The 12,248-nt window shown below is 30.0% G+C and carries 12 protein-coding genes; all 12 read right to left on the bottom strand.

Going from position 1 to position 12,248, the window contains the following annotated elements:
- Window positions 1–158: 158 nt before the first annotated feature.
- The 12 genes from HMPREF3023_RS06135 to HMPREF3023_RS06080 all read right to left on the bottom strand — a co-directional run bounded on the left by HMPREF3023_RS06135 (window position 159) and on the right by HMPREF3023_RS06080 (window position 12,190).
- Window positions 159–1,628, bottom strand: a complete 1,470-nt coding sequence (locus tag HMPREF3023_RS06135; protein WP_001105422.1) for a PIN-like domain-containing protein — start codon at window positions 1,626–1,628, stop codon at window positions 159–161.
- A 17-nt stretch (window positions 1,629–1,645) separates the two neighbouring features.
- Window positions 1,646–2,182 carry a ClbS/DfsB family four-helix bundle protein gene (locus HMPREF3023_RS06130; protein ID WP_001258251.1) on the bottom strand — a complete coding sequence of 179 codons (537 nt, stop codon included), beginning with the start codon at window positions 2,180–2,182 and terminating at the stop codon, window positions 1,646–1,648.
- A gap of 61 nt (window positions 2,183–2,243) precedes the next feature.
- On the bottom strand, window positions 2,244–4,034 hold the full coding sequence (locus HMPREF3023_RS06125) for a VirD4-like conjugal transfer protein, CD1115 family (protein ID WP_070701761.1): 1,791 nt from the start codon (window positions 4,032–4,034) through the stop codon (window positions 2,244–2,246).
- A complete protein-coding gene (locus HMPREF3023_RS06120; protein WP_070701759.1) occupies window positions 4,027–4,761 on the bottom strand; it encodes a phage antirepressor KilAC domain-containing protein in 735 nt (244 codons plus the stop codon). The genes HMPREF3023_RS06125 and HMPREF3023_RS06120 overlap by 8 nt, the downstream gene beginning before the upstream one ends.
- Window positions 4,758–5,243 (bottom strand): PcfB family protein, encoded by a 486-nt coding sequence (locus HMPREF3023_RS06115; protein ID WP_008902093.1) that lies wholly within the window; start codon window positions 5,241–5,243, stop codon window positions 4,758–4,760. The genes HMPREF3023_RS06120 and HMPREF3023_RS06115 overlap by 4 nt, the downstream gene beginning before the upstream one ends.
- Window positions 5,236–6,063, bottom strand: a complete 828-nt coding sequence (locus HMPREF3023_RS06110; protein WP_000793094.1) for an ATP-binding protein — start codon at window positions 6,061–6,063, stop codon at window positions 5,236–5,238. Before HMPREF3023_RS06110 ends, HMPREF3023_RS06115 begins: the two co-directional genes overlap by 8 nt.
- On the bottom strand, window positions 6,060–6,833 hold the full coding sequence (locus HMPREF3023_RS06105) for a replication initiator protein A (RefSeq protein ID WP_070701757.1): 774 nt from the start codon (window positions 6,831–6,833) through the stop codon (window positions 6,060–6,062). Before HMPREF3023_RS06105 ends, HMPREF3023_RS06110 begins: the two co-directional genes overlap by 4 nt.
- A gap of 229 nt (window positions 6,834–7,062) precedes the next feature.
- Window positions 7,063–8,343: a 23S rRNA (uracil(1939)-C(5))-methyltransferase RlmD gene (gene rlmD, locus HMPREF3023_RS06100; RefSeq protein ID WP_070701755.1), complete on the bottom strand. Its 1,281-nt coding sequence runs from the start codon at window positions 8,341–8,343 to the stop codon at window positions 7,063–7,065.
- Window positions 8,330–9,157, bottom strand: coding sequence for a CvfB family protein (locus HMPREF3023_RS06095; RefSeq protein ID WP_070701753.1), 828 nt, complete (start codon window positions 9,155–9,157; stop codon window positions 8,330–8,332). The genes rlmD and HMPREF3023_RS06095 overlap by 14 nt, the downstream gene beginning before the upstream one ends.
- Window positions 9,148–9,729: a hypothetical protein gene (locus HMPREF3023_RS06090; protein ID WP_070701751.1), complete on the bottom strand. Its 582-nt coding sequence runs from the start codon at window positions 9,727–9,729 to the stop codon at window positions 9,148–9,150. The genes HMPREF3023_RS06095 and HMPREF3023_RS06090 overlap by 10 nt, the downstream gene beginning before the upstream one ends.
- Before the next feature lie 56 nt (window positions 9,730–9,785).
- Entirely contained in the window at window positions 9,786–10,745 is a 960-nt protein-coding gene (locus HMPREF3023_RS06085) for an aromatic acid exporter family protein (RefSeq protein WP_070701749.1), read from the bottom strand.
- Window positions 10,746–10,837: 92 nt separating this feature from the next.
- Entirely contained in the window at window positions 10,838–12,190 is a 1,353-nt protein-coding gene (locus tag HMPREF3023_RS06080) for a VanW family protein (protein WP_246829192.1), read from the bottom strand.
- Window positions 12,191–12,248 lie beyond the last annotated feature (58 nt).

The raw sequence follows: 12,248 nt of genomic DNA, 5'->3' as shown, positions 1-12,248 counted from the left end.
AAAAAAGCGACTGAACTTATATTTCAATCGCTAAATGTCTTATATATTAAATTGTTTTAAGTGGGACTTCTTATCCTTATCATTTTAACCTCCTAATTTTGAGTATAAAAAAAGCAGTAAACTTTATAATTACTGCTTTAATAAAATATCCTATATTATTAATCATTAAATGAACAATCTCGACAAATACCACCTACATCTTCTCGCCTATCCTTAAATCCCTTTCCACATTTAGAGCAAATAAATGCATAATCATTATTGTAATTCTCCTCTTCTAAATAAGAGTCATCGTAGTCTTCTTCATTTTTGTTTATAGAATCTTGATCTATCTGAATTTCAATTATTTCAATATCTGTATATTCTTTATCATTATTAATATAAAAAGAATCTTCTTCGATATCATCTTTATTAATTAATCTTGTGACATTAACTATGACACTTCCACTAAATTCTTGTTCTATTGGTGGTGATTGTATGACTTCTTTTGTATCATCATCACGTCCCCAATAATCAAAGGATACACAACTTAAATTTATTAAATATTCTAGCTCATAAGTTATACTAACAATCTCGTCTGTAAACTCTTCATAAGTATCTAATATCTCATTGAATTCACAATTATTTATATCTAATTCTTCAATACCCTCACTTCCAATAACATACGATTCTAGATAATAATAGTTGTTATTATAAATACTGTCAACTATATCATTAGAAATATCTTGTTTTACTCTTTCTACATATGACACATCTTTTCTATTTAAATCTACATAAACATTAAAATCATATCTATCATATACTTTTGAAGCGAAATTCTGAAACATTCCTGTTGTTAAAAATTCAATATTTACATTTGGATTTTTTTCTTTAAATTCACTTAATAATTTATCGTGAACTACTAAATTATCTTGACTATCCTTACTCCACCAGTCTTCTTTTATATCATTCGTAATAAAAATAATATCTTTTACTGATTTTTCAACTGGTAAATCTAATATCTCTTTCCAAACAAATAAATCTCCAAATTTTTCAACTCCATCTTTATTAATGTCCTCATATCCAGGCGGAATTTTATATTTATACCTAAGTTCACCCTCTCTAATAATTTTTAATTGTTCACTAAACCTTATCCTATTACCTATCCTATTATTTTTTTCTAAATATGAAATAAGATTATCTATATCTTTAATTATTTCAGGAGAATCTGTTGTTATTTCATCATATTCAATACCAACACTATTTTTATAAGATTTGATTATTTGTTTTAATTCAACTAACTTGTTATTTAAATCATTCTCCAAATTTTTTCTTCCAAAATAATTATATTTAGATGATTTAATCAAGACACTCTCTAAATTTTTTTGACTCCTTTCAATTACTCTTAGTAAATCTTTTTCAAAATTTTGATACTTTTTTTTCAATTGTCCGAATACGCTATATTTATTTTTATTAAATTCTTTATACACTTGATTCGGAATCCATATTAAATCCTTACACTCCTTGAAAATTTCTAATATGTTTTTGCTACTGTATAATGAATATCGAGCTAAGTCAAGTATTACATTTGTATCTAATACTATTATAGAGGTTTTTCTATTTATTATTTTTTTAAATTTTTCATAATTCAATTAAAGCACCAACCTTATTATTTAATTACATTCACAAAATTATTAAGTTTTTTCCATTTTCTAATCTTAGTCCTAAATGTTCCAAATGGTGCTACTGTATTTACATGGATAAATTTATATACTTCCCAAGTTGCAGTTTTTGTTGCTTCATCTGCCCATTTTCTCATATGTGGTTTAAATAATTCTTCCTCTGTAAGATTATCTATCAAAGAGTAAATATCTTCTATATTCTGTGATAGTTGTTCTTTTAATTCCTTTAACGATTTATGAGCATAGGTATCTGTAAACCATTGATACAATTCTCCAAGTTGATTCCACTTAAATTTGTCAGATGGCGTTTTAACCTCAATTCCCTTTTTTTCATCTTCTTCCCATTTCAAAACTAAAGTTGTCCAACCTACTTGATAGGCAAGATTTTCAGCTGGTGTCCTATCAACTTGATCTACTCTTTTATCTTTTAATTCTTCTGGGATATTATCAAACTCTGAAATATATTTTCCAAAAGTTTTCTTTATCTCATTTTTTAATTCTTCCTTACTTTCATAAGACCTCATATGCCTACCTCCATGGTTTATATAGATATTATACCAAAAATATTTTTATCCTAGGCTTAATTCATAATCTTGTAATCAAACTGTTCCTGTTTATTTTTATTTTATCTCTATTTGTTAAATACTCTTCCACATCAAACAAGTTTTTCTTATCATAATCTTCCAACAACTTGTAATTCTTATGCTTTGTAATATCGAATTTATCAGATAAGAAAGGTCTTACTCCTCTTAGCTGGTATATACACTTACCACCATCCATTACAGTTATTTCATCTTGGCTCATAAGTTCCTTACCAGTCTTTTGATAATTTAGTCCAAAAGATTTTTGGTTGGATCTTGTTTCTGATGTGTTATATAGGTCTATGGTTTCTTTTCCTAAAGTTTCTGATAACTCTTTTACTGTTGTTTTTTCTTTTCCTCCTAGAAAGAGTGTTGAGTCACAGTTACCAACTATTGTATCTGCATGGTCTTTATAAATTGCTTTTAATTGAGATTGTGCTTGCAGAATTATGCTTGCTGATATTTCTCTTGAACGAATTGTTGCAATCAATTTTTCAAATTTAGGAATCAAACCGATATTTGCAAACTCATCAAGTAGACATCTAACATGAACTGGAAGTCTTCCACCATACACATCATCTGCCTTATCACATAGTAGATTAAATAATTGAGAATACATTATTGATACTACAAAGTTAAAGGTATCATCTGTATCTGATATTATTACGAACAAGGCAGTTTTCCTATCTCCAATTTTATCGAGTTCTAATTCATCTTCGCTCATTAGTTCTCTAAGTTCTCTTATATCAAAAGGTGCAAGTCTTGCTCCACAAGATATTAGAATTGACTTAGCAGTTTTTCCTGCTGCAAGCTTATATTTCTTATATTGCTTAACTGCAAAATGACTTGGGTCTTTCTTTTCAAGAGCTTCAAAGAGCCTATCAATTGGGTTCATATAGGTTTCGTCATCTTCTCTAACCTCACTTGCGTCAATCATATCCAAAAGTGTCTTAAAGTTCTTTTCTTCTTCTGGTGCTTCATAATAGATATAACCGATAAGGGCAGTGTAATATAGCTTCTCAGCCTTTACCCAGAAATCTTCTCCTGCCTTTTCTCCATCTCCCTTGGTGTTAGCAATTATAGTTTGGACAAGCTTTAAAATATCTTTTTCACTTCTCAAATAAGCAAATGGATTGTATTTCATAGATTTTTTAAAGTTTATTGTGTTTAATATCTTTATGTCATATCCATTTTCATAAAGCATTTTCCCACACTCTAACACAAGCGTGCCTTTAGGGTCTGTTACTACATAGGAAGAGTGCATTTGCATTAGATTTGGCTTTACATAAAATCTTGTTTTACCTGATCCAGAACCACCTATTACTAATACATTTTTATTTCTAGCATATTTAGGGTTTTTAGGTCTTGAGTTCATTGTTAGTCTTTCGGTATTAGTTATAAGAACATTGTTTTCAAACTTAGGGTCAATGTATGGAGCAATATCCTTACTTTCTCCCCATCTTGCAGATCCATATTCCTTGCCTTGCCTATATTTCTTTTTGTTTTTACCTTTGCTATATACTATTAGCTTAACAATGGCAGCAACTGAAATACCTACTAATAAGTCCCTTGGATTAAGGCTTGGTATATAAGATAAAGTTCCTATGTCAGAAATTCCCACCATTATTCTATCAATAATATCTCCTCCTACATAAGAATTGATGTGCTTAGAAAAAATATTTCCAATGTAGAAAAAGGATAAATAGGGAATGTTTGATAATATAAATTTCTTTGGGTTGTCTATTTTAATTAAGTTTTTAATATCAGAAAGAATGGCTTCTAATATCTTATTCATCGTAGAAACCTTCACTATCTAATAAAATTAGTAGGTAGTGTCTTCCCTTTGGTGTTATTAATGTTTGTATTCCTACAAGTGTACCTAGTGGATCAATCCATTCTTTTACTTCAAAATATCCCTTGTTCTTATCTGCATAAGGTAAGAGTTTCTTTTTCTTATCTCTGTAAATTAATCCCTTATCCATTAGAAAACTTATAAATTGATTTTGTGGTATTCCTAACTCTTTGGCAGTATTTCTAAAGTTTGTAAGTAGGTTATAATCTACTAATTTGTCATAATAGTCTGCCTTTGGTCTTAATTCTTCAATTTCTTCTTCTCTTTCGGCAATAATTCTATTGGCTACAAGAATTGCATCTGCAAGTAACTCTTCATTAGTTTTCTTTTCTTGACTTGCTATATATCCTCCGTTTTTTCTAATGCTCGGTAAAACTTCTCTAGTTACCCAAGTTTTGAAGATTTTTGCTTGTGGTAGTTTTGATGAAAGGATAAGTGAATACAATCCTGATTCGTTAATTATTGAAATATTCTGTATTCCTCCAGGGGTGTTCCATTTCGTTACACCCTTATCTTCTTCATCTACATGGTCATAAACAGCTTTTCTTGGATTGACATATCCTAGCATAGTTGCTACTTCATTTGCTATAAAGAAAAACTCACCGTCTTTTTCTATAACAGTGAGTTTCCCAAAATTCTTATTTTCAAATGTTTTTAAATTACTTATCATAAGCTTTGCTCCTTATGTTTATTTTTAACTTTATCTTTACTAATGGTGTCCTTAGCCATATCTTTAAACTTATTTATAGTCTTTGTTATTGAATCTTTTCTATCGGCCTTTCTTTCAGAAGCCTTAACTGCTTTTTTAAAGGCGTGTTCCATTACTTTTATATCCTTAGATTGAAAAAACACAGAGTGGTTACCAGTTTCCTTATCTTTCATAACAGAAAACTTCACTCCGTGTTTGTTTAAAATTTTCTTTAATTCTTTTAACTCAGGATCTTTTAGATTAATTTCTTCTAACTGTCCCTTTTTAACCATATCTTTTAGTTTTACTTCTTCTCCATTATTTTTTATTACATTTTTCAAGCCTCCTTGATCTTCTATTTGCTTGTGAACTTTCTTTAAGGCATCAAGAATTGCTTTACTTGTTGCTTTTGCAAGCCTTACTTCAAGGTTAAGACTCGACCTAGATACTTCTTCATTAATCATCTATTCCACCTCCATATAAAAGTAACTCTTTGTATTTTCTTAACTTCTCTTGATGGATTTTTCTTCTAAAATCTTCTCCCGTAACTTTAACTGGTATTGTCATTTCAAGTATTCTTGAATATATCCTCTGATACTCAAGTTCAATATTAGGATTTTGAATAATTTCCAATGATAAGTTTGTAGTAAAAATTGTCGGCCTACCTTTTAAGTATCTTGAGTTTATAATGTTATATACTTGTTCTCTTGCATAAGATGTATCCCTTTCAATTCCAAGATCATCTAAAATTAACAACGGAATGTTTGATAGGTTATCTATAATTTCATTTGAATCTAGCTTAAATGCTGATTTTTGTATTTGATTTATAACCTGAGATAAATTCATAATCTTAACTTTAACTTGTTCTCTTTCAATTAATTCATTTGCAATAGAACAAGCAAGATAAGTCTTTCCACTGCCAACATCTCCATGAAATAAAAGTCCAACATTGTCTTCCTTCATTTGTTCAAAACTTTTAGCATAATTGTAAGCAACCTTGTAAGCTTGACCTTTTTCATTTAAGAATCTCTCAAAATTATATTGGTGTTGGAGTGGCGATGAGAAACAATCTCTTTTTAGCGATGATATTTTCATTAGTCTTTCTCTTTCTTCATTTTCCTTATCTCTTTTTATTTCACATTCACATTTAATTCTGGGAATAAACTTTGTAAAGCCAAGGTCAAGTAATTCTCCATCGACTCTTTTATCACATACCTTACAATAAATATGTCCATTTCTTTCAATATCATTTTCTCTTAATACAAAATCTTTTAAGTTCTTCATAAACTCTCTCCTATATCGTAATTCATTTTCCTTGTTGTATTATCATTAATGTTTTTTGCCTGATCATTAAGATACCAATTGATTATCGTTGCCTTGTAATCTTGATACACTCTGTTATTTGCTTTCATATATGACGACAACCTATCAATGTAGTCACTAATTCTACTTCCTAACTCATTTGTTAAGTCCTTGTATTCTTCATCAGTCAAAAATATGTTTTTATATATTCCATAAGGCTTTTGTCCCTTACTAAAATCATTCTTTCTTAACTCATTATTACTAATATTGTTATAGTTACCTTCCGATTTTCGAAAATCTTGACTTTCGATATTCGAATCTCTTGAATTTCGATTATCGAACTTCTGGAATTTTGTTTTTCGAACTTCTTGATTTTTTAATCCCATATTATTAAATATGCTCATAAAGTCTTTAACATAAATTCTGTTAGGCTTTCCCAGTCCTTGTCTTTTCTTTTCAATCAGTCCTATTCCTGATTTAATATCAAGTTCAGCTATTAATTTATTTGCTTTTTCACTCGCACAATTAAATTGCTCTTTTATACTTTCAATTGTGTAGTAAATAAAGACTTTTCCATCTTCATCTATCCAACCATTTTTATATGAAAGACCCATTCGATTAAGCATATATGAATACAAAACTTTAGCTTCGATAGAAATGCTCTCAAAAATCTCATCTTCCATTAATACCATAGGTAACCTAATGAAGTTATACATCTCAGATTGCCTATTATAAAAATAATCAAAATTCATTCTGACCTCCTTTCTTTGAAATAAAAAAGAGCAGCCTTATTTAAGCTACTCTTGTAGAAAGTATAAAATGGGTTTTATCTTATTATATTTTTCTTTGTGTCTCCTCATACCAGTTGCAAAACTACTCTTACGTCCATGTAATTTTTTTGAGTCTTTTTGACGTATCCTTCTTCATCTTTATCGAAGACAAAATGCTTATAAAACTGCTTAAAATGCAGGATTTCTATATTTACATCTTTTGTATCAACGCTATAGTCTCCACATGTGCCGTATTTGGAAATAAGTTTACTAAAGAAATTTTTTCTACATTATAAACTTCCTTTAAAGACTTTAAATCTCTTGCTTGGGTTGCTGGGTTGCAGGATATATAGACTAATCTTTCTACTGGATTTTCTTTCAAAAATTTCACTAATTTTTCATCTAAACCCTTTCTTGGTGGGTCTACTATAATTTTATTTGGAGAAATTTTTTCTTCTTCCCAAAGTTTTTCTATGCTTTCTTCGGCTGGACCATGCACGAATCTAGCCTTGATGTTATTTTTTTCTGCATTTTCTCTTGCATCATCGACAGCACTTTCAACTATTTCTATGCCTATAACTTCAGAACCTTCCTTAGCAACTGAAAGTGAGATGGATCCAACACCACAATATAGGTCAAATATTTTATCATCTTTTTTTGGATCAAGATAGTCTATTGCCTTCTTGTATAATTTTTCTGTTGCAGGTCTATTGATTTGGAAGAAAGATTCTGGAGAAATTTTATAATTTATCCCATGGAGTTTTTCTTCTATTGTGTCATCGCCATAAATTTTTTCGAACTCTCTTGAGTAGTGCCTTCCATCTTCCTTATTGTAGTTTAGGTAAATTGACTTAACTCCTGCATCTATTAAATCTCCTAAAACATCTTTTATATCTACTCTTCCCTTTTTGCTAACAAGTATTAAAAGAATCTCTCCCTTGTAGTTTGTCCTAATTCCTATTCTCTTTAAGTCTTTGAGTTTTTTATAGCCCCACATTATTTTAAGAACTTCATTTGCAGAATCTTTTTGCATCATACATTTTTTAATTGGAACAATATCTCTAGAATTTTTTGCAAAAAGTCCAATTTTACCGTCTCTAACTTGAAACTGCATATTATTTCTATAATGATGTTTGTCTGGAGAATCTATCACTTCTTCTACTTCTAAATCAAGTCCAGCAAGTTTTTTTAAATTCTTATTAACATCTGCTTTCTTCCAAGCTAATTCTTTATCGTCGGAATAATTGAGGAAGTCACAGCCACCACAATCTTTAAAATAAGGACAGGGGGATTCCACTCTGTCCTTAGATCTTTCTAATATTTTTAAAATTTCTCCCTTAAAGAAGTTTTTCTTTTTCTTGGTAATTATAAACTCTACTTCATCACCAATTACCCCACCATTTAAAAATACTGGGCTTCCATTGAGCTTGGTCATGCCAAGTCCCTTGAAATCAAAGTCTATAATTTCTCCTGTAAATTTATTTTCTGCCATGTTTCAACTCTATTTTTGTATCGTAAATATTTATTTTTCTATTCTTATAAAGATTTCCTACTGCTCTCTTGTAGGCTTTCTTGCTAAGTCCTGTTAAATCTTTTATAAGCTCTGGGTCTGACTTATCTCCTATTTCTAGAACTCCATTGTTATCTTCAAGTAATTCTAAAATTAAGTCTGCATCAGCATCAATTTGCTTATAGGCTTTTTCTCTTAGGGTCAAAGTTATAAAACCTGTTTGAAGGATTCTTTGAACTCTTGCCTCTACTTCTTCTCCTACTTTATAAATTCCCTTTATTTCTTCAATTGGAATCATTCCATCGTACTTGTTATCTATAGCAACAAAAGCTCCTGGCCTTCCTATGCTATAGATTGTTCCCTTGACAATGTCGTTTACCTTAAAGTTTCCTTCTGTGCTTAGCTTATCCTTGATATTCATTGTAAGGGCCAGTCTATCACTCTTGTCGTGGTAAAGATAAAGAAGGTATTCATCTCCAACTGTTAATCTGCCAAAAGATTCCTTAAAAGGCAAGAATATATCTTTGCCAATTCCATTGTCTACAAAGTAACCAACTTTTGCTTTATCAACAACCTTTAATTTTTTTAAATCACCAACTTGAGCATAGGGTCTTTTTAAAGTTGCCTCAAAGTCTTCGTGAATGTTATATACAAAGGCCTCAACTTCTTCTCCTACTTTTAAATTTTCTCCCTCGCCTCTAGCAAGAAAGATTCTCTCACCATCTTCATCTTTTAAACTTACTCTGCCGTCTTTTTTTGACGCAACTGTCAATTTTTGTATTTTTCCTAATTCCATGCCTTCTCCTCTATTATTTCTCTTCCAATCTCTGTCATGCCTTCATACAAATCGTCAATAATTCCATAATCTATATCTTTTAAAACATCTATACCATAATAAATAAAGGCTGGATGTTTTAATAAGTTTAAAAATATTTCATAGGCCCTTCTTACTTCCCTAAGATTGTAATACTTAGTCATGAGCATTCCAAATTTCACGCACTCTTCATTTCTGGAATCTCTCATTAGTAAAATTGAAAGACCAATTAACTTGCTTTCATCAAATTCTATTTTTTGAAGTAAAAAAGTCAAGAAATTTCTCTCAGCTTCTAAGGCTCTTTTATCCTTAAAAAAATTTTCGAATTCTTCTATTGCCTTAGCATCTCTAAGATAATAATCATCAAGAGCCTTGTTTAACTCTCTAGTCTTTATATGATTTATTTTTTCTTCTCCCTTTAAAATACTGAGTTCATAAGATCCATCAGATAATTTTAAATCTTTAATATTAGAAAGTTTTTCTAAATCAAAATTATTCTCTAAAAGTATTTTATATATCGACTTCTTTTTCTTAAATATATCAAATATTCCCATAGGCTTATTTTATCACAAATCCAAGTCTTATAATACGTAAAAGCTAATCTGCATTTTTAATATTTTGGCTTGTTGTTAATATAATTACTTATTTCTATAAACTGATCTAAGCTTCTAAAAACTTGAAATACAGCTGAACGAATTGCAAACTCTTCATGGTCTTTAGGAAGCTTCATCATGTGGAAGTGATCCTTTAAGTAATCTATTCTCTTCTTAACTTTTATCATGTCTCCATCTTCTGTTAGGTTCTCAGATGTTTTAATCAAGATATCTGAGATATATTTGCCATCAGAATATTCTGGTGGAATAGTTTTTAAATCATAATACATATCTTCCAAGAGGTTCATTTCCCTTTCTCTTAGATGAAGGTTGTAAAGCATTTCTCTACTATTTTCTATCATATTATCATTTTCAATTACTGCAAGATCTACTGCCTTCTTTATGTCCTTTTCCAACACTGAGATCTTGTCTTCATAAAGTTTTACATCTAAATTTTCCACTAGGGATTTACCGAACATATTTAAGATAGCTTTCATATCTTCATCAATACTTGCCACTAAAGAATTTAGCTGGTCTTGACTATTTGGTGCGTAAAAGTTAGTAAGCATTGCAAAGCCTGTTCCTATAAAAACAAGAGCCATCTCATTTAAAATAATTGAAGAATTTATTTCTCCAAAGGCTAGCAAGTGTGTAACAATTACACTTGATGGTCCAAGACCTAATTCAATTTTTAAAAGAAAGGACACTGGTACAAATATTAATAAGTAAAGTCCAAAAACCCATGTTGCATAACCCAATTTCTCAAAAGCAAGTCCACCTATGACAATGGCTATTACAGCTGATAGAGTTCTTTTAAGTCCTCCTTCAATAGTTGCCTTTCTAGTTTCAAATATATTTAATATTGCAATTATTCCTGCAGCAGATGCATATTCAAGAGAAAGTTCTTGAGCAACAATTATTGCTAAAAGAGATGCCAAAGCTGTTTTTATAGTTCTAATAAGTATTGTCTTATTCATATAGACCTCCTTTTGTATAAGTATATCATTAAAACTTACAAAAAAATAAGAGCCTAAGCCCTTATTAATTTTTATTATCCCTTCTTTTTATCTTAAGATTTCTTTGAATCCTTTGACTTCTTGCTATTCTTACTTTTATTGTTGTCTTTATCATTATCATCATCATTATTTTTAGAAGAAGTTCCTGTTCCAACTACTAAGACCTTGCTCTTTGGAACGTAGTAAGATTTTGAAATTTCTGATTTTTCTAAGACCTCACCATTTTTAATAATTTCTTTATAAGTCTTGTAGGAATAACCTCTTTTACCACTTTCCTTTACCATTGTTTCTCCTTCTGGTATAGAATCAGAATAAGTTGTCTTGACATCAGGACTTACTACTCCAAGCCTTTCAGGAATAATCTTTACTTCATAATCTCTGTCAGCAGAATTTCCCAAAACTTTAAAATCTAATTTTTCTCCATTTGCTTCTGATAATATTATAATAGGATTATTTGTATTATTTTTAAATTTTAGATCTTTGTAGCCTCTTGCTACTGCAGCATCAGTCCCAAGATCAACATAGTTAATTGGTCTAGAGTGATTGTGTCTTTCTACAATTTCAAGGTCAGATAAAATAAGTGAATTATACAATGTTGTTGAAACTTGGCATATACCTCCGCCAATTCCATCTTCATATTCTCCACCAACAATAACTGTGGCATTTTTAAAACCAGTTTCCTCACTTATTTCACCAACAGTATCATTGAAGGAAATTTCTTGGCCTGGCTTTAGTTTCATATTATTAAATTTTTCGGATGCAATTTTTATGTTTTCTTTCCTATTTTTTATTGAAGATGAGTAATCTGTATTAAAATCTCCTAAAATTTTGTCTATTCCCTCATAATAACTTGATGTGATTTTTGGATCTGTATCGTAAACTGGAAGTTCAATCTTTTCTTTATGAAGCATGTCTTGATTTAAGAGTTCTTTTGCTTCCGTTAAGTCCAGATACCTACCAGTTTCAGATTTTGCTATACTTATTGTTCCATCTTCATTGAAAATTGGATGGGCATCCAAAGGTTTTTTATGGATTTCTCTTGCAAGATTTGTAAGGACTGCATCCTTTTTAAGATCGTCAAAGTTTGAATCAGCCATAATATTACTCTTAAAAATTAAACTAGATAAAATATCCAAATAATTATTAACAAGTCCCTTACTTCTTCCTAGGTCATAGGCCCTATTAACAGCCTCTTCTATATTTAGGCTATATCCAAAGTCTCTAAGCGGAATAGGAAGCTCTTTATCTCCATAATAAAAATCTATATTTTTATTTTTTATCTTTTCATCAGTAGCAATTTTTACTTTCTTAATAGCTTCTTCTTTAGATAGGTTAGATACATCAACATCTTCTACCCTTATTCCCCTGTATATGCCCTTATTTAAGGACTCACTAGTAAAATACATTATAGAAATAAAAAATAGCATTAAAAAGATAGCAAGCCCAATAAGAACTTTTTTATTT

It is taken from the genome of Peptoniphilus sp. HMSC075B08 (genome assembly GCF_001815405.1).
GTDB lineage: Bacteria > Bacillota > Clostridia > Tissierellales > Peptoniphilaceae > Peptoniphilus_A > Peptoniphilus_A harei.
The sequence above is the reverse complement of the archived record's forward strand: the minus strand, read 5'-3'. Positions and strand labels throughout refer to the sequence as shown.

Bases quoted from the DNA above. Each gene is read 5' to 3' on its own strand.
- HMPREF3023_RS06130 (WP_001258251.1), bottom strand. From the start codon at position 2,182: ATGAGGTCTTATGAAAGTAAGGAAGAATTAAAAAATGAGATAAAGAAA.
- HMPREF3023_RS06125 (WP_070701761.1), bottom strand. From the start codon at position 4,034: ATGAATAAGATATTAGAAGCCATTCTTTCTGATATTAAAAACTTAATT.
- HMPREF3023_RS06120 (WP_070701759.1), bottom strand. From the start codon at position 4,761: ATGATAAGTAATTTAAAAACATTTGAAAATAAGAATTTTGGGAAACTC.
- HMPREF3023_RS06115 (WP_008902093.1), bottom strand. From the start codon at position 5,243: ATGATTAATGAAGAAGTATCTAGGTCGAGTCTTAACCTTGAAGTAAGG.
- HMPREF3023_RS06110 (WP_000793094.1), bottom strand. From the start codon at position 6,063: ATGAAGAACTTAAAAGATTTTGTATTAAGAGAAAATGATATTGAAAGA.
- HMPREF3023_RS06105 (WP_070701757.1), bottom strand. From the start codon at position 6,833: ATGAATTTTGATTATTTTTATAATAGGCAATCTGAGATGTATAACTTC.
- rlmD (WP_070701755.1), bottom strand. From the start codon at position 8,343: ATGGCAGAAAATAAATTTACAGGAGAAATTATAGACTTTGATTTCAAG.
- HMPREF3023_RS06095 (WP_070701753.1), bottom strand. From the start codon at position 9,157: ATGGAATTAGGAAAAATACAAAAATTGACAGTTGCGTCAAAAAAAGAC.
- HMPREF3023_RS06090 (WP_070701751.1), bottom strand. From the start codon at position 9,729: ATGGGAATATTTGATATATTTAAGAAAAAGAAGTCGATATATAAAATA.
- HMPREF3023_RS06085 (WP_070701749.1), bottom strand. From the start codon at position 10,745: ATGAATAAGACAATACTTATTAGAACTATAAAAACAGCTTTGGCATCT.
- HMPREF3023_RS06080 (WP_246829192.1), bottom strand. From the start codon at position 12,190: ATGTATTTTACTAGTGAGTCCTTAAATAAGGGCATATACAGGGGAATA.